Annotated in this window: 12 protein-coding genes; 4 read left to right on the forward strand and 8 right to left on the reverse strand. The window is 63.1% G+C overall.

Translation table 11 applies throughout. The features are described from left to right. Nucleotides 1–38: 38 nt before the first annotated feature. Both IRI77_RS19325 and IRI77_RS19330 read left to right on the forward strand, forming a co-directional pair. On the forward strand, nucleotides 39–2,747 hold the full coding sequence (locus IRI77_RS19325) for a UPF0182 family protein (RefSeq protein ID WP_194446674.1): 2,709 nt from the start codon (nucleotides 39–41) through the stop codon (nucleotides 2,745–2,747). A gap of 72 nt (nucleotides 2,748–2,819) precedes the next feature. Next, a complete protein-coding gene (locus tag IRI77_RS19330) occupies nucleotides 2,820–3,206 on the forward strand; it encodes a response regulator (protein ID WP_194453722.1) in 387 nt (128 codons plus the stop codon). Nucleotides 3,207–3,279: 73 nt separating this feature from the next. Here IRI77_RS19330 and IRI77_RS19335 read toward each other — a convergent pair whose 3' ends face one another. From IRI77_RS19335 to mutY, 4 genes are all read right to left on the reverse strand, one after another. Next, a complete protein-coding gene (locus IRI77_RS19335) occupies nucleotides 3,280–6,303 on the reverse strand; it encodes a GGDEF domain-containing protein (protein WP_194446675.1) in 3,024 nt (1,007 codons plus the stop codon). A gap of 211 nt (nucleotides 6,304–6,514) precedes the next feature. Continuing rightward, nucleotides 6,515–7,270: a hypothetical protein gene (locus IRI77_RS19340; RefSeq protein WP_194446676.1), complete on the reverse strand. Its 756-nt coding sequence runs from the start codon at nucleotides 7,268–7,270 to the stop codon at nucleotides 6,515–6,517. A 162-nt stretch (nucleotides 7,271–7,432) separates the two neighbouring features. Further along, complete coding sequence (locus tag IRI77_RS19345; RefSeq protein WP_194446677.1) at nucleotides 7,433–8,272, reverse strand: hypothetical protein; 840 nt, start codon at nucleotides 8,270–8,272, stop codon at nucleotides 7,433–7,435. 75 nt (nucleotides 8,273–8,347) lie between these two features. Then, nucleotides 8,348–9,337, reverse strand: coding sequence for an A/G-specific adenine glycosylase (gene mutY, locus IRI77_RS19350; RefSeq protein WP_194446678.1), 990 nt, complete (start codon nucleotides 9,335–9,337; stop codon nucleotides 8,348–8,350). Nucleotides 9,338–9,360: 23 nt separating this feature from the next. On the opposite strand from mutY, the gene uvrA reads away from it, so the two are divergent. Then, nucleotides 9,361–12,171 (forward strand): excinuclease ABC subunit UvrA, encoded by a 2,811-nt coding sequence (gene uvrA, locus IRI77_RS19355; RefSeq protein ID WP_194446679.1) that lies wholly within the window; start codon nucleotides 9,361–9,363, stop codon nucleotides 12,169–12,171. 21 nt (nucleotides 12,172–12,192) lie between these two features. Here uvrA and IRI77_RS19360 read toward each other — a convergent pair whose 3' ends face one another. The 3 genes from IRI77_RS19360 to IRI77_RS19370 form a co-directional block, all read right to left on the reverse strand. After that, nucleotides 12,193–14,832: an ABC transporter permease gene (locus IRI77_RS19360; RefSeq protein ID WP_194446680.1), complete on the reverse strand. Its 2,640-nt coding sequence runs from the start codon at nucleotides 14,830–14,832 to the stop codon at nucleotides 12,193–12,195. A 24-nt stretch (nucleotides 14,833–14,856) separates the two neighbouring features. Next, nucleotides 14,857–15,210 carry a PadR family transcriptional regulator gene (locus tag IRI77_RS19365; protein WP_228486212.1) on the reverse strand — a complete coding sequence of 118 codons (354 nt, stop codon included), beginning with the start codon at nucleotides 15,208–15,210 and terminating at the stop codon, nucleotides 14,857–14,859. 100 nt (nucleotides 15,211–15,310) lie between these two features. Further along, entirely contained in the window at nucleotides 15,311–15,673 is a 363-nt protein-coding gene (locus IRI77_RS19370; RefSeq protein ID WP_194446681.1) for a hypothetical protein, read from the reverse strand. A 99-nt stretch (nucleotides 15,674–15,772) separates the two neighbouring features. Here IRI77_RS19370 and IRI77_RS19375 point away from each other — a divergent pair, with 99 nt between their 5' ends. Then, complete coding sequence (locus IRI77_RS19375) at nucleotides 15,773–16,675, forward strand: hypothetical protein (RefSeq protein WP_194446682.1); 903 nt, start codon at nucleotides 15,773–15,775, stop codon at nucleotides 16,673–16,675. Nucleotides 16,676–16,681: 6 nt separating this feature from the next. On the opposite strand, the gene IRI77_RS19380 is transcribed toward IRI77_RS19375, so the two are convergent. Then, nucleotides 16,682–18,103: an MBL fold metallo-hydrolase gene (locus IRI77_RS19380; RefSeq protein WP_194446683.1), complete on the reverse strand. Its 1,422-nt coding sequence runs from the start codon at nucleotides 18,101–18,103 to the stop codon at nucleotides 16,682–16,684. Nucleotides 18,104–18,228 lie beyond the last annotated feature (125 nt).

Consider the following 18,228-nt stretch of genomic DNA (forward strand, 5'->3'; position numbering starts at 1 on the left):
CGGACGGGGAAGCATACACTGGGTGTGGAGGAAAATCCATGGGACGCGGTTTGATCCTGGCCCTCATCCTGGTTGTGCTGTTGGGCGGCCGGTGGGCGGCGGGGTTTGCGATCGAGTATGAATGGTGGCACGAAATGGGCCAGGTGGAGACCTGGATCCAGATGCTGAGCTACGGGTCTGTGCCCGTGATTGGCGCGGGCCTGCTGGCGTTTCTGACGTTCTGGGTGGCCCACGCGCGCGGAATGAAACACGCCGGCACCGGAATGCGGGAACACCCCGTGTACGCCAAGCTAGCGACGTTGGCCGCATTGCTGCTGGGCACGCTGGTAGCCGTCTCGACCGTGGATTCGTGGACCGTGGTGCGCTGGTTTGGCGGGCATGGGCTGAATTCCGGCGCATGGCGCGATCCGGTCTTCGGTCATCCGCTCTCATTCTATTTCTTCGACCTGCCGTTCCTCGGCGTGATTCTCCACTATTTGCTGACCGTGACCGTCGTGGCGGCGCTGGCGCACTGGCTGACGGCACGCGGCTGGAGCTTGAAGGACCAACTGCCGGAATGGAATCCGCAGGAGGGTATCAAAGTGGACCTGGCCGGGTTCAGCCTGAGGGGCGCGCTGGATTCGGGGTTCCTGCGAGGCCTGGGGGTCTTCTTTCTGCTGGCGTGGGCGGGCAAGTTCTACCTGGATCGCTACGACCTGCTGTTGGATGACCACGGGTCCCTGGTTGGTGTGGACTGGGTGGCGGAGAACCTGACGTTGCCCCTCTTGTGGCTCAACATCGGCGGGGCGCTGATCGCCGCGGCAGGCATTCTGATGCGGAAGCCGAAGACGCTGTTCCTGCTGGTGGCGACATACATCGTACTGGCAGTGGCGCCCATGGCGGTGACAGCCGTATATGTCCGGCCCAGTGAGATCACGATCCAGAAGCCCTATATCAAGCGGCATATCGAAGCGACGAGGTCCGCCTACGGGCTGGGCGCGCATGTCAAAGAGATCGACTTTGCTGCGAAGCTGGAGGCGCCGATCGACATCTCCAAGCACCGGCAACTGCTGGATAACGTGCGGCTTTGGGACTGGCGGGCATTTCATGACACCGTGACCCAGATTCAGGCGCTGCGGCCGTACTATGTCTTCCACGACAGCGATGTGGACCGGTACCAGATCGACGGCCAGCTCCGGCAGGTACTGGTGACTCCGCGCGAAATTGACGTGACCCAACTGCCGGGCGATGCGCGAGCGCGGTGGATCAATCCACACTTCATTTACACGCATGGCTACGGCATGGTGGTCGCGGAGGCCGCGAGGATCACAAAAGAAGGATTGCCGCTATTGCTGGTGCAGGATGCGCCGGCGGTGGTGAAGACACCGTCCCTGAAGTTGACGCGGCCCGAGTTGTACTACGGCGAGGTGTCGCACGAACCGGTGTTCGTCCACACGAAACAACCAGAGTTCAACTACCCATCCGGCGCGGGCAACGTGGAGACACGCTATGAGGGCAAAGGCGGGTTCCCGATCTCGTCGATCCCCATGCGTCTGGCCGCGGCCCTGTCGACTGGCGACTGGAATATCCTGCTGACGTCGTACCTGGCACCGGAAAGCCGCATGATGATTCGGCGGAAGGTGCGCGAACGGCTGGAGGCGATGGCCGGCTTCGTGGTGTGGGATGCCGATCCTTACCTGGTGATCACAAAGGAAGGGCGTCTGACCTGGATGGTGGACGGGTACACGACCAGCGACGCGCACCCTTATTCCAAGATCTTCGACCTGGGTGATGTCGGCCGGATCAACTACATCAGAAACTCCGTCAAGGCGACCGTGGACGCGTATGACGGCAGCGTCAACCTGTATGCGTTTGGAGACAGCGATCCGCTGCTACAGGCGTACGAGCATTTGTTCCCCAAGCTCTTCAAACCCTGGTCGGCGATGCCGGAGGAGTTAAAGGCCCATGCACGGTATCCGGAGCTGATCTTCCGCTTGCAGGCGGAGGTGTACCGGACCTACCACATGACGAATCCGGAGGCCTTCTTCAATAAGGAAGACCAATGGGATATCGCCCGCAATCTGAATGGACCGTCGGGCAAGCCCGAGCCGGTTTCTCCTACCTACGTCGTGGCGACATTGCCAGGCAGTGACGAACCCGAGTTCATGCTGATGACGACGTTCACACCGCGGAATAAAGACAATCTGATTGGCGTGATGGTGGCGCGGTGCGATGGCGGAGCTTTAGGCGAGCTTCAGTTCCTACAGCTGTCAAAGCAAGAACTGATCTTTGGCCCCATGCAGATTGAAGCGCGGATCAGCCAGGACCAGAACATTTCAAAGGACCTTACGCTTTGGAACCAGCAGGGCTCCCAGGTGTTGAGAGGACAGATGTTAGTGCTGCCGGTGGAAAACACGCTGCTCTACATCGAGCCGATCTACATTCAGGCGTCAGAGGCTCGCATGCCGCAGCTGAAGAAAGTGGTTGTGGCGATGGGCAACCGGCTAATCTACACGGACACTTATGAACAGGCGCTGAGCGAGCTGACAGGCTCAGCGGTCCAGCCCGCCCAGGGCAAGGGTCAGGCGACTACTACAGAAAGCGGGAAGCCTCCAGCCCAGGGCGCGGCCACACAGGATGCTGCGAGCCGCCTGAAGGACGAAATCCAGGCGCACCTAAAGCGGTATAAAGAATTGATGGCACAGGGTCAGTTTGCGGAGGCAGGCAAGGAAATTGAAGCGCTGGACAGGTTGGCGAGGCAGCGCTAGCTATTGATAATCATTCATATTGGGACAATGGCATCTCGAATTGTGCGCTCATAAGATGTACACTTGAAAGCGATGGAAACCGCGATCCCGGGTCCGGCAAAAATCCTCGTCGTCGACGATGACGCGGCTGTCCGCGAAGTCGTGGCCACCATGCTGCGCACCGCCGGCTACGCAGTGTCGTTGGCTGCGAACGGGCGGGAAGCGTTGCTGTCGCTGCAACGGGAACAGTTCCGGGTGATTATCACGGATCTTGTAATGCCCGAGCAGGAGGGCATTGAAACCATCAAAGTAATCAGGCGGGATTATCCTGAGGTGCGCGTGATTGCGATGTCGGGCGCTTTTGGGGGCGACTATCTGCGGATAGCAGGCTATTTAGGAGCGCACGGGACATTGGCAAAACCCCTGCAATTGAGCACGGTGTTGAAAGCCGTGTCGGATGCGCTAGCCGCGACCAACTGAACATCAGATCTAAATGAATCAGGCCCGCTACCCAGTAACAGGGCAGCGGGCCTGAGTTGTGTTGAGAGCAGCTTTAGCTATTGGCGGCCTGGCGGCCAAAGCGGCGCGAGACACCAGTCAGGTTGCGCCGGTTGCGGCGGGTTTCCAGCATCTGTTCGCGAGCGTTCTCGACCGCGTGGACGATGGGCTGGAGCTGCGATTCGGAAGCACCCCAGCTGAAGATGATCGAAACCGAGCCGAGCGAGCGCAACTGGTAGTCCCAGAGGCGTTCTGACACCAACTGGATGCGGCGTTTGGCGGAAGCACCGGATTCGCGTCCGAAGATCAGGATGAACTCGTCTTCAGCGATGCGGCATGCGAAGTCCTGCTCACGGGTGAGCGACATCACTAGCCTGGTGACGGAAGCCATGATCTGCTCGATGGCGGGCTTGCCCTGATCGGCCATGAGGCGGACATAGTCGACCACGCTCACGGCGATGACCAGGCCCGAGAAGGGAGCCTCGTCTTCCAGGAGGCGGGCCAGAGCAGTGGGCTCGTGGAATCCGCCCGGCAGCACGAGGGTAGGCACGGCCGGAGGTTCCTGCTCGGCGCGGACTTGAGCCGCGGAGCGCATCTCCACGACCTTGGGACGGATCTCGGTCTGGGGAACTGCGGGTGCAGGCGCCTGCGCCATCGGATCTGGGATGGCCGGCTTGTAAGAGAACGGATCGTCGGAGGCGTCCTCGCTGAATGCAGCCGCTTCGGCGAACATCGGCTCAGGTGCAGTGAAGCTGGCTTCCGTGAAAACCGGCTCCGGCTTGGCAGAGTCCAGGTTCCAGGTGGACGGCTCGGCACCGGTCAGCCAGATGGAGGGCTCGTAGGGCGCTTCGACGGTCTCTGTGCTTTCGGCCATCAAGCCGGTGGAGACAGGCTCCGGTTCAGCTAGTGGCTCGAACCAACTCGCAGCCGTCATCTCGGCAGCAACAGGCTCGGGTTCGGCGACCGGCTCAGGCCAGGTCGCAGCTGCCAGCTCGGCAACAACAGGCTCGGGTTCGGCGACCGGCTCAGGCCAGGTCGCAGCTGCCAGCTCGGCAACAACAGGCTCGGGTTCGGCGACCGGCTCAGGCCAGGTAGCAGCTGCCAGTTCGGCAACAACAGGCTCGGGTTCGGCGACCGGCTCAGGCCAGGTGGCAGCCGTCAGCTCGGCAAGAACAGGTTCGCGGTCGGCGACAGGTTCAGACCAAACGGCGGCGGTCAATTCGGCGGTGGGTTCAGATACGGCCGGCGGTTCAGGCAGTGATTCGGCGACCATCGGAGCAACGAGCGGCTCAGGCTCGGCCGCGAATTGCGTGTAGGCGGAACTATTGAGATCGTCCAGGGAGATCAGGGTGTCCGAGAACTCCGACACCGGCATGACATCGTCGTCACTAAGAACACGGATCCGCACAACCTGGATTTCTTCATCGGCGCCCGATTCGAACATGGTGGGTTCGAAGATCGCGGCCGGTTCGGACTCGGCTACGGCTTGGACGGCAGGCGCCGTCTCGGGTTCGACGCGGGGCAGGGTGGGGATCTCAGCGTAGACTGGCGTATCCTCGATCAGGGAATAGTCAGCCGTGAAGGCAGGCGCTTCAACGTGAGCAGCGAACGCGGCCTGCGGCACAAGGGCTTCGACCGACTCCAGAACCGGCGACTCCACCACTTCGGTGGCTTCGACCGTCTCCGGAACTTCTTCGATCGCGGCAGCGGCGACGGTTTCCGGCACCAGGGCCTCGACCGACTCCAGAACCGGCGACTCCACCACTTCGGCGGCTTCGACCGTCGATTCGACGAGGGGCGATTCTAAGGTAACGGCTTCCAGCGGCATTTCTTCCGCGGCGGCAACCAAGAGAGGCTGAGACTCGGCGCTGGGCACCTCTGAGGTGGCCAAGGGCTCGACCGTCTGAGCAAGCTGCTCAATGGAGGGCGGAACGATCTCAAACTCCGGCACTTCTGTGTGTAGTTGGAGGGCTGGGAGGACAGACTCAGCCTCGGCTGCAAGCGTATCCGGGGTAAGGCCGACCATACTGCCCGCAAGGGCGGCTGGGCCGGACGTTGCCAGGGAAAGTTCCGAGGCCGAAGACAATTGGAAGACCGCAGCGGGCTGCTGAACGGACGGCAGCACGGACTCGGAGGCCACCTCGGCAGGCTGGAGCAAACCAGCCATGGTTGCGGCCGGGAGAGCGACAGGTGCCGCGGTGAGCGACTGTTGCGCGTCGACCAAGGCCGGCGCGGGAAGTGCATCCTGCTTCGATTGCGCCTGAGCCGCGAACATCTCACGGACATCCGGCGATTCGAGATTGGAAATGGCGGGCACCGCCTGAGCGGCCGGCGCCGCAACAGGAGTTTGCTCGAGTGGCTGGGCCAGGGCCATGGGCACCCGGGCTTCGGCTTGTGTCAGAACCGGGGCGACGGACGGGATGCCCGCCACATCAGGCTGGGCGGCAAATTCGTGTGTCTTCGAGTGCGCGGCGGGCACCGCGATGGGCATCGGCGCCGGAGCTACGGAAACCTGGGCTGCGGCAGCGGGGGCAATTTCGGCGGCCGGCGCGGCTTCGACCGGGCGAACCGGCTCGACGGCGGCCTGTTTGGCGGGTTCGACTTCCTGGTGCTTACGGATGACGATATCCTGCGCCCAGCTTGCGACGGATTCTTCGCGGGGCGGAGGGGCGGATCTTTCTTCGGAGCGGCGGCCACCGCGGCGGCCGCGGGCGGAGCGTTCCGACTGGGCCCGCTCGAAGAGCTCCCGTGCGTCGGTGACCGGTGTAGCGAGGGGGGCAGGCGCGGCGGCAGGAGGTTGCTGCGCCCGGGCCGTGGTTTGGGCCACAGGCACCGGAGCGGCGGCCGGGCGGCCGACCAGAGCCCCTTGCACCTTGGCAACGACCTCAATCGTCTGCTGTTGAACCTTCTCGACAAGGTCGTCACGCTTGTCGCGCTCATCCTCGCGAACACGCATGACGATGTTGGCTTCCCGAAGTTGCTCATTACTGCCCTTCAGGAAATCACAGATCAGCGCGACGAAGGCGGCCCCGAGAATTACTACCAGGCTAACGAAAACCTGGATTTCAATTGCGCCCATGGAAATACCCTAAGCATGATTGTAGGGGTTGGCAGTAGGCGGGCAAATAGGACTAGGGACTCAAAAGGAGCTGGTACCTTAGCTCGGCTTAGGGGGAGCTTTCGTACTAGCTAGGTGGGTCGAAACACCTACATGCTCTAGGGCTTATCACCTAGAACCTCAAGCTTTCCCGATCTATTCACCAGCGAATTCCCTGCCCCGCAGGAGCAAGTCAATTCGCAGGATACGGGCGCCGGGACAAGCCGCCCGTGGAGGAAGAAGAGGGCCGTGCGGGCGGCGGAGTGACCTGAGGTCCACCTACCCGAGGCGGGGCGATACCCGCCAGTTCTTCATCCGAGAACTTGAGGCTGCGGTCGATGACCATCTCGATGGTTGAGCCGCGTTCGATGATCGCGTCCGGACCGCGCGTCATAAGGATACCGGCCAATCCGGCCGCTGCTCCGGCGGCCGCGCCGATGCCGGCGCCGGTACCCGTGCGGGTGGCGACTCCACCGATCATGGTGCCCCAACCGGCGGCTTCACCCACCTTGGTCGCGTCGGCGGCCTTTGAGCCATCGCCTTCCACTTTGCCTTCCGTACGGTCTACCTTACCCGGGTTCGAGCCATCCACGGTTCCGAGGGAGGCCCGGAAGTCTCGCGTGACTCCGTTCGGCAGGGTGAGCGAATCGAACCGTACATAAAGTTCGGCCCGGCCTTTCACCTTACCTGCCCGTTTCACCTGAGTGACAGTACCAGTGACATAGGAGCCGGGAGGGATGACGATACGCCCATCCGAGAGGATGGGGAAATTGGTCTGCAGGTAGACACGGTCGCCGACAGCGGCGGATTTAGTACTGATGCTATTGATCAACTGGAGCGGAATCTTGCTGCCGGCCGCGACGGTATAGACCTTCTGATCGCCCGCTGGCTGAGCGGTTTGCGCAGCCGGCCAGCCGGATTGCGCCGCCTGTTGGGCGAATAGGGCCAAGGCACAAAGGGGTAATGCAGACAGCTCGGATGTGCACGATGTGCTCCCTACTCATAGACTAACCCCAAGGCTGAGGTTTGGAATGTGTTTTTCCACACTGAAACCGCCTGAATCGATACGATCGACCAGCGCGCTCCAGCAAAGCGCCCGTGGACGCCGGGCTCACTTGATTGAACGTAAAGGTGGGACATCCGGTTGCGGCGGTGTGGGTTGCAGGCGCAAGCGGATTCCGGGCTCCGTGCCGGCTCCCGGAAGCTCAATTGATACCTCCGGATCGGGTCCAGATATAGCCGGCAGCACGACATTGACTTCATAAACACCTGGAAATCCAGGAGTTAATCCGACATACCCTAACCGCTCGACCGGCATCTCCAAGCCTCCGATCAGAAGGCGAAACCGGTCGAGACGTGCCAACGGAACCTCTTCGCGGGGCACCTGGCGGTAAGGCAGCACGGGCTCGGAATCGCCCAGGCCGGCAGCATAGAGAACCACGCGCTCGCCGGGGCGGGCCGGATGGGCGTCGTCAATCCACTGCATGGAATCCAGATGGCGCCCGAGCACGTAACCCGTCTCCATCAGGAACCAGGCGGGCGCGGCTGGCAGCAACTGGACCCGGATGGTGGGGCCGCTTAGGAAGTTGTAGGTGAGAACGATGCTGGCGGGTCCGGCCCGTAGTTCCGAAGGGACCAGGAATGTCACGACTTCGGGGGAGATGTATTCCACTGGGGCAAGCAAGCTGCCAACTCTCACCGTCACTCCCGTGCCCGAAAGCTGGTAGGGGAGGACGTTGCCCTGCAGGTCGCCGGCATCGCGAGCCCGGCTGTAGGGGGCCAGGTTTTTGCCGTAAATGGCAGCCAGCGTGTTGGGCGCGAGGCGGCCGCGTTCGCCGCTAGCCAGGTTAACGATGCTGTCCGCTGAGTAGGACGGCGCCTGCCTCTGCGTCTGATTCCAGGCTGTGGTGGCACACGCCAGGAAGGCCAGCGCCAGCCGTGTAAGGCGCATGGGCAATCGCCCCGGATTTTACGCCCATACTGATCACGCTGTCTATACCACCAGATTCCGGGCGGGGTATATATCTCAGACCAACGCCAAGGCCTTGCGGGTCATCGTAGCCACGGGCACGTTCTCAAGCTCCTCCATCTGGAACCAGCGGAAGCCCTTGGGCGCTTTGGCGGCGGAGGCACGATACACCTCGATGGTGTAGTCGTGGTGGGTTATGGAGTGCTTGAAGGAGCCAAGGCATTCGCCGCGCTCGGCCGCAGGCATATCGCGGGCGACCGGTAACTCCCAGAAACCGGCCAGTTTAGACTCAGTCGTCCCGCGCTGGCGCAGCAGGATGCTGCCGTTCTTCTCCACCAGGAAGAGCTCCATGGCGAGCTTGACCGGATCGCGCTTCTTCAGCTTGATGGGCAACTCGCCCTGGACGCCGGCGGCCCGCGCCTGGCACATTTCACGCCACGGGCAGAGCAGGCATTGCGGGCTGCGGGGCAGGCAGACGGTGGCGCCAAGCTCCATGATGGCCTGGTTGAAGTCGGCGGGCCGCTTGGGATCCAGCAGCCGCTGGGCGTGCTCCTTGAGCCGGACGCGAACCGACGAGTTCGAGATATCGCCCTTCTCCAGCGTCATGCGGGAGATCACTCGCATCACATTGCCGTCGAGAACCGCGTATGGCAGGGAAAAGCAGATGGAAGCGATGGCGGCCGCGGTGTAGTCTCCAACTCCGGGCAAGGTTCGGATCTCTTCGTAGGTCTCGGGAAAGCCGCCGGCCTCAGTGATCTGAATGGCGGCGCGCTGGAGATTGCGGGCGCGGGAGTAGTAACCCAACCCAGACCAGATGGCGAGGAATTCCTGCTCGGGCGCCTGCGCCAGGTCCTTCGGCTCCGGGTAACGCTCGAGGAAGCGCTGGTAGTAGGGGATGACTGCCGCGACGCGCGTCTGCTGCAGCATGATCTCGGAGACCATGATCTTCCACGGGTCGCGGGTGCGCCGCCACGGTAAATCGCGGCCGGCGGCGGTATACCAGTCGAGCAGAAGCTGATTGGCTTTGCGGGGCGGGGGAATGAGCATCCGATTGATACAATGGTAAGTCAGTGGACGAATTCCTGAGGATCCGCGGCGCGCGGGTTCACAATCTCAAAAACCTGAGCGTCGACCTGCCGCACAACAAGTTGACCGTGGTGACAGGTGTGTCCGGCTCCGGCAAGTCGTCGCTGGTGTTCGACACGATCTATGCGGAAGGCCAACGGCGCTACGTCGAAAGCCTGTCGGCATACGCCCGGCAGTTCCTCGACCGCATGGAGAAGCCGGATGTCGACGAGATCCAAGGCATCGCCCCACCCATTGCGATCCGCCAGAAGAACACGACGAGGAATCCGCGCTCGACGGTAGCGACCTCGACGGAAATCTACGACTTTGTGCGCCTGCTGTATGCGCGGACGGGCCTCACCTACTGCCCGACGTGCGGCCAACTGGTGGAGCGGGACACCGTGGATCCGGTGGCGCGTAAAATGCTCGCCCAGCCGGACGGCTCGCGCTGGTATGCCCTGTTCCCCGTCGTCATGTTTAAGCCGGGCGACGCGGCAGCGTTGCGCGACCACCTGTTCGACTTGAGGAAGCGCGGCTTCAACCGGCTGTTCCAGAACTCGACGGTTTATGAATTCTCGACGCCTGAATCCCTGCTGGACGTCGATTTCTCGAAGCCGGTGTGGGTCCTGGCCGACCGGTTGGTGGTGCGTCCGGACCAGAAGCAGCGCATCGTGGATACGGTGGAGATCTGCTACCGCGAGGCCGGTGAAGTCGTGTTCGAACAGGCCGGAGAGCCGGAACCGAAGCAGATTCGATTCAGCGAACGCTTCTCCTGCAAGACCTGCAACGTCGAGTTCCTCACGCCTGAGCCCTCGCTGTTCAGCTTCAACAACCCCTATGGCGCGTGTCCCAAGTGCCAGGGTTTCGGCAATACGATCGACTACGACCTGGACCTGGTGATTCCCGATCCTTCCCTGTCGATCGCCGACGGCGCCATCGATCCGTGGAACAAACCCCAGTATCAGTGGATGCGCGAGGAGTTCATCGGCAAGTCGCGCAACAAGGTGCGGGCCACGGTGCCCTATGTGGACCTGAAGCCGGCGGAGAAGAGCGTGGTGCTGGACGCAATCCGGCGCTTCTTCCTCGAGGTCGAGACCAAGAAGTACAAGGTCCATGTGCGCGTGTTTCTGAGCCGGTACCGGGGATACACACAATGTCCGGCGTGTGGTGGTTCGCGGCTGCGGCCCGAAGCGCTGAACGTGCGCGTGGGCGGCAAGACGATCGCGGAGATCGTGCGGTTGAATATCGCCGAGGCGAAGGACTTCTTCGACAATCTGGAGCAGGCTCCGGAACAGGCTGCGATTGCAGAGAAGGTGATGGTGGAGATCCGCCAGCGCCTGAAGTTCCTGAACGATGTCGGCCTGCAGTACCTGACGCTCGACCGGCTCTCGGCCACACTGTCCGGCGGCGAGGCACAGCGGATTCAATTGGCCACCTGCCTGGGTTCCCGGCTGGTGGGCGCGACCTATGTACTGGATGAGCCGTCGATCGGCCTGCACTCGCGGGATACGGAACGGCTGATCAGGATCCTGGAAGAGCTGCGGGACCTGGGCAATACCATCCTGGTGGTGGAGCACGACGCCGACGTGATGCGGGCAGCGGACCACGTTGTCGATATGGGTCCGGGCGCCGGAGAACTGGGCGGGCTGGTGACCTTCGAGGGCACCCTGGCCAAGATGCTCTCAGGCAGTAGCAAGAAAAGCGCGTCGCTGACGGCGAAGTACCTGAAGGGCGACCTGAGCACTTCGCTCAAGACCGAGCGCCGCCCCGTGGATCCCAAGCGGGTGCTGAAGTTCTACGGCTGCCGCGCAAACAATCTGCAGAACATCGACGTGGAAGTGCCCCTGGGCATGATGGCCGTGGTCACGGGCGTCTCGGGCTCCGGCAAATCGTCGCTGGTCCACGACGTGATCCACCGCACGCTGGAAACACGCTACCGGCGCGACCTGTCCAAAGAGGGCGCCAAGCAAGAAGACGAAGTACTGGCGCAGAAGGCGGAGAAGCAGACCTGCCGCAAGGTGGAGAATGCCGAACTGATCCGCGAGATGGTGCTGGTCGACCAGTCCCCCATCGGACGGACTCCGCGCTCAAATCCGGTGACCTACTGCAAGGCATTTGATGTGATCCGCGAGTTATTCGCGTCGACGCCCGAGGCGGACAGGCGCGGGTACACGGCTGGGCATTTCTCGTTCAACATTGCAGGCGGACGCTGCGAGACCTGCCAGGGCGACGGCACGGTCACCGTGGAGATGCAGTTCCTGGCGGACGTCGAGCTGATCTGCGAGGACTGCAAGGGCACACGCTACAAGTCGTCGGTATTGGATGTCCGGTACCGCGGCATGAACATCCACGAAGTATTGGGCATGACGATCCGCGAGGCGCTCGCGTTCTTTGCGGATCAGCCGAAGCTGGTGTCGCGCCTGAAGCCGCTGTCCGACGTGGGCTTGGGTTATCTGCGGCTGGGCCAGTCAGCAACCACTCTTTCGGGCGGCGAGGCGCAGCGCGTGAAACTGGCCTCCCACCTCACGCAGGCCGATTCGAAGGGCATGTTGTACCTCTTCGACGAACCGACCACCGGACTGCATTTCGACGACATCGCGAAGCTGTTGGATGCGTTCGAACGGCTGATCCACAACGGTGCGAGCCTGCTGATCATTGAACACAACCTGGAAGTGATCCGCCACGCGGACTGGGTGATCGATCTCGGACCCGAGGGCGGCTCCGGCGGCGGACGTATAGTGACGGCCGGGACGCCGGAGCAGGTGGCGCAGTGCGCGGAGTCCTACACGGGGCAGTTCCTGAAGACGCTGAAGTAGCAGGGGCCGGCCCGGCTGCGATTACTCGTTGCGCAGCGCGGTGGAGGGATCTGCACGAGCCGCTCCCAAAGCGGGCGTAAAGCTGGCCACCAAAGCCGCACAGATCACGAAGGCCAGGGCCCAGAACAAGGACAAGGGGTCGCCGAAGCTGACTCCATACAGCAGGCTGGCCATCGAACGGGCGGCAACCGGCGCACACAGCGCTCCAATCACGCCTCCGGCGAGAGCCTGCGCGAGCCCACCTTTCAGCACCAGCCAGAGAATGTCGCGGCGGGTGGCGCCCATGGCGACACGGATCCCAAACTCCCGGTGGCGCTGTTCGACGACGTAGGCGAGCAGCCCGTAGATACCGAAGACGGCGAGCATCACAGCAAGCAGGGCGAAGGCCTGCAGGAGCCAGTTGGCGAGATTGCGCTCAGCCAGGGCAGCGCGGGTGATGGTGGTCATCGCGCGCGGCTCGGCAACGGGCAGTTCGCGGTCGGACTCGTGCAGCGCCGCAACGGCCGGAGCCAGCAGCGACATGGGATCACCGGCGGTGCGGAGGACGCCATTCACTTCACCCATGGGCACCTGAGATAGCGGCAGCCAGAAACCGGGCTCGGCTTTCAGATCGGCCGGGTGGTCGAAATTGTCGGCCACGACGCCGACGAGAAGGCGGGGCTTGCCCCAGATCTCCAGGGTGCGGCCGACCGGATCCAAGCCGGGCATGTAGCGCCGCACCAGCGCCTCGTTCACGATGGTGACCAGCGGCCCGGCCGCGCTGTCCCGCTGATCGAAATAGCGTCCCGCGCGAAGCGGGATACGCAAAGCCTCGAAGTAGCCCGGAGAAGCCATCTGGTAGCGGCCCTGCGTGGAATCGCCAGGATGCTCCGCCACGCCCTGGATGGAGAAGCCGCTATTCTCGTCGTACCCGGACCAGGGAATGTTGGTCGCGAGCGCGGCAGCCTGGACACCGGGCAGCGTCCGCCAGCGGGCAAGGACTTCCTCGTAGAGCCGGGCTGCCTGCTCAGGCTTCTCGTATCCTGCGCGCGGCAGTTCCAACTGGAACGTGAGGACGCCATTGGGGTCGAAGCCGTTTTCACGAGCACTCAAGCGGAGGGAGCTCTGGACGAGCAGCGCCGCCGAGACACAGAGCACCGTGGCGAAGGCCACTTCGCCGGCGACGAGCACGGCTCGCAGGCGATGCGCGTCGCGGCCGGCGGAAGCTCCGCGGGACTCCTGCGTGAGACTGGCGGCGGGATCCACGCGCGACTGCCGCAGGGCCGGAGCCAGGCCTGCGAGCAGGCTGGTGAGCAAGGCACAACCGAGTGCGAAAAACCCGGCGGTCCAGGTGAGCTGGACTTCGTGGGCACGGGGAAAATCGGCTGGAATCAGGGCACGCCAACCGGGCGCAAGCGCCGCCGCAAGAGCGAGTCCCAAGGCTCCGCCCGCGAGCCCGAGGACCAGATTCTCGCAGAGGACTGAACGCACGATCCGCCAGGTTCCGGCACCGAGTGCGCGGCAGACCGCAATCTCCTTGCGTCGCGCCAGGCTGCGCGCGATGCAGAGCCCGGCTACATTCGCGCCGGCGATGAGCAGCACCAGGCCGCCGGCCGCGGCGATCAGCCAGACAGTCTGGCGAGACTGGCCGACGAGTTCGGTGGTGAGTGGCTCGACACGCAGGACGAGGTCCCGGTTGGGCCCGGGAAAATTGCGCGTCAGTTCACGCGCCATACCCAGAGCATCCTGGCGTGCCTGTTCGATGCTGACCCCAGCCTTCATGCGCCCGATGAGATTCGTGTAGTGGGAGCCCCGGTTACCGGGCCCGACGGGCAGCGGCCACCAGAGATCCACGGTCTCGCCCTGCAGCGGCGAGCGGTAGCTTCCGCCGACATGCTGGAAGCCCGGCGGCAGCACCCCAACCACAGTCCACGCCTCGCGGTTCAGTCGGATGGTTTTGCCGACGATGGCCGGATCCGACTGGAACCGCGTCTTCCAGAGCCGGTTGCCGAGAATGACAACGCGAGCCTTGTCCGCCCTGGAGTCGGCCGGTTCGAAGTTGCGGCCCATGGCCGGCAGGATGCCCGCGGTGGTGAAGAAGTCATGCGAAACACGCATGGACTTGAGGCGTTCGGGTACGTCCCCATGCATCAACTGCAGGTCGTCCTCGGTGTACAACGCAACCGAATCGAACGACTGATTGAGGCGGCGGATGTCGTAGAAGTTGCCGATGGACACGGGCCACTTGGGATTGCGCGGGGTCGACTCAAAGACGCGAACCAGCCGGTCAGGCTGCGGGTAAGGCAGCGGCCGCAAAAGTACGCCATCCAGCATCGTGAAGATGAGGGTATTGAGTCCAACCGACAACGCCAGCGCGGCCAAGGCTATGGCGGTGAAGCCGCGGTGCCGGCGCAAAGCCACGACCGCCTGGCGCAGGTCAGCGAACGTGCCGTCGAGCCAGCCCAGCAGGCGCTGGTCACGGATCTCCTCCGAGGCCACGCTCTCGTAGCCGCATTTGAGCCGGGCCTGGCGGCGGGCTTCGTTGAGTTCCAGGCCGCGCCGGAGTCCGGCCTCGGTCTCCATCTGGAGGTGGAACTCGATCTCGTCCTCAAGGTGTTGATCCAGCTTTTCCTTGCCGAAGACCGACCGTAGCTTCGAAAAGAACTGCAGCACTGCGCGCATGGGTGCCTCCTTGCGTGGGTTCGATCAGATGGTGTCGTCCAGCAGGCGCTGCATGATACCGGTCATGCGCGACCACTCCTGGCGTTCCACTTCCAAACGGCGACGGCCAGCAGGGGTAAGGCTATAGAAGCGGGCACGGCGATTCGACTCGGTCTGATCCCATGCGGCCCGCAGCAGGCCACGCTGTTCCAGGCGCACGAGACCGGGGTACAGGGTGCCCATGTTCAACTGCAGCGCACCCTCGGAGACCTGCGCCAGGCGTTCCGCGATGGCGTAGCCGTGCACGGGTCCGAGACTGGCGACCACCTTGAGGATCATGAGGTCGAGGGTGCCTTGCAGCACTCCGGCCTTGGGAGGAGCGGGTTCTCTATTTGGCAATCTAATACAACCTACCGTCGTTCCATTTGGCTGTCAAATGGAGTACAGCGGCTTCCGGAGGAAGTTACAAGCAAATCGAAGTTGCCGGGAAAAATCTGCCTCAAACGCGCCAGAAGGAGATCACGCACCCGCCGGCGACGATGAGTACCCCGCCCAGGCAGACCGGCAGCGAGGGCCGCTGGTCGAACCGGAGCCACGCAAGAAGTTGGGCACAGAGAAAGAAGAAGACCACGTAAATGCCAAGCAGGCGGCCGAAGTCCCATCGGGGCAGGTTCACTGTGAATCCATACGCAGCCAGCGCCAGGACCCCGAACCCGGCCGCAAGGAATCGGGCCGGCCCGGTGGAGCGGTAGAGGGCGGACTGGAAACACGAATCGCCGAAGGCTTCGAGGAAAGCGGCGGCCGCCAACACCAGATAAGTCAGGACCGGCCCAGGTTCACGCGAGAGCAGCGGGAAGGACATGCCTCCACTATCCCGCGAGTTGGATGGCTGTCATTGGAGGGGCAATTTTTCCTTAGGCGGCGCGGGGAGGGTAGGGTAAGCTCCTTGCAAGGAGGACTCATGGGTACAGGATCAATAAGGCTGGATTTCGCGACCGTCGGAGGAACAAAGCTCCAGGACCAGATCCATCTGGATGTGGTGGCACGCGACGGCACGACGCACTACGAGAGCTCAGTGCAGGTGAACGGCACGATACAGATCGGGGGTATCGACGCCTCACCGGTGAAAGACTATCAGGTGACGGTGTGGCCCATGCGGTACCGTCCGTCTTCGTTCTTCGTGAGGGTGCAGGACGGCAAAGTGGCTCGCCAGCCGGTGACGCTGCCGGTGAATCCAGACAAGGTATCGGCCATCGACGCGCCGGTCTACGCCAAACTGCCCGCCCAGTTGAAAGCGATCCTGGAGACCTCGTCAATCGACACGCAGCCCACTCAGCAAGGGGAGGCGCTGTATACCGCACTGGACGCACAGCGCCAGGCATGCCTGCTCAACATTGCCATCAAGGCCTCGGCCACAATCCTGGGGGATGGCACAAGCTGCTTCAGCCACATGGGCGGTCTGCTCAAGCTGCGCAGGGACCGGTTCTTTGTCAGGACCACGGCCGCCCTGTTTGAGGAGACCCAGAACGCTTCACGGCTGTTCCACGAGGTCTCGGAAGCGCTGCACCATCCGCCGGACGGCTACCAGCCGGCCAAAAGCTTCAAGACGTTCGACAAGTACGGCAACCTGCAGCTCTCGTTCTTCCGGCAGGGGGAGACGGGCGACCACTACCTGGTGGATGTCGACATCGACGAGGCGCAGTATTTGGAGCACGCGTTCGAGGTGATTCGCAACGCCGTACTGGACCACACCACCAACCCCTATGACGTTCACGAAGTGCTGGTAGGAGAACAGAAGCTGAATCCCGGCTACGACTTCGTGTTCCCGCAGGCGGCGCAGATCACGGTCAGCGCAAAGGCCTAGGCCGGCTCACACCGCCTCGATCGCGGCCAGCACCTTGGACCAGAGGGTCTTTGGCGCATGCATGGCGATCACAAACTCGGGCTGCAGTTTCTCGCGCGCGGCGGCATCGCGCACTTCGCTGAGGTACTGCGGCATGAAGAAGCCGCCGTCCGGCATCGGGCCCTGCACCAGGTCGCTGGCGTACAGCAGCCGGTGTTCGGGGAACCAAACCATCAGCATCCGCTCGCCGGTCTCGGTGCGGATGGGGATGAGTTCCACACGATTGGCGCCGCCGCCCAGCGACGTCCGCTGAGAGACCGGACGCAGTTCCGCCTCCCGGCGGCGGGTCGCAAGGGCATCGGGACGCAGAGTCCGGGGTGAGGCCAGCAACCGGCGGACAATGGGCTCGTTGCGGTCGAGCAGGTAGACCGGAATGCCCCGCGCGACATACTCCCGCACACCCGAGAAGTGCGGCCAGGCATCGGACGTCGTGATTACCGCCTTGATTGGCGTGCCTGGAAACCGCCGGGCGGCCTCCTCCAGAACCCGTTGGGAGTATCCGGCCGAGATCGGCGCCTCCAGGATCAGCAACCCGTCGTCCTGGCGGATGAAGGCAATGTCCCAATTGCCGGGCACTTTGACGAGCCCCGGAGCAAGCTCGACAGCCGGTCGGTCCGGCCGCCCCAACGGCCAGGCTTCGACCTCTGGCTGCGGCCTCTGGGCGAGCTTCTGCGCATCTGCGGGCAGTTCCAGCCGCTCGGCCGGAATCGCGGCATTGATCGTCATCTCGTCGATGCTGAACGAGCGATAGGGGTAGCCGGCTTTCTCGATGTCGACCTGCCGCGGATAGTGCAGCCCGCCATGCTCCAGATACCAGTAAGAGTAGATCCAGCGCGTGGTGACATCGCCCCAGACGTTCCAGAACGTATCGCGCGGATAGGTCCGGACAAGCTCCACAACGGTGGGCAGCGCGGTATCCGCATTGAACAGGATCCGCACCGGAAAGCCCTTCCAGGTGAACGTCACCGCATGGTGCATTACGTCCTGGTAGAGAGTCGAGCCGTCGGAACGCAGATCAGAGGCGGCTAGGGCAGTGAAAAGAACCCTCTCCGGACTGAAGTCGAGCCACTCGGGATCGGCTGGCGTCACACGCGGCGGGAATTCCCTGCCCTGCACCGTCATCCTTGTGGCTTCGAACTCCCCCGACGAGATGGTGGTCTGCCGGTCGACTTGGCCAGGCCGCTCGATCTTTTCCATGCGCCGGCGGCCGGTGGCCAGATCGCGCCACTCCTCGGTCTGCTCGTAGCGCACGATCCAGGGTCCGGCCGGCCGTTCGGATTGTTCAATCAGGTAATAGTGGCCGTAGCCTTTCAGATGCAGGGACTGGATGGACTCCAGTTGGGAGCGTCCGCCCATGGCAGCCAGGGCTTGTTCGACGAGGGAAGGCATAGAGAAAAGTAGATGAGTGGCGATGCTGTCAGGTGCGCAGATTATGTTGACGCATGTTACGGGTACAGCGGTAGACACTTGTTACAATTCGCGGCAGGCGGCATCTCTCCTTGACAGCTTAGGAG

It is taken from the genome of Paludibaculum fermentans (genome assembly GCF_015277775.1).
In the GTDB taxonomy this organism is placed as follows: Bacteria; Acidobacteriota; Terriglobia; order Bryobacterales; family Bryobacteraceae; genus Paludibaculum; species Paludibaculum fermentans.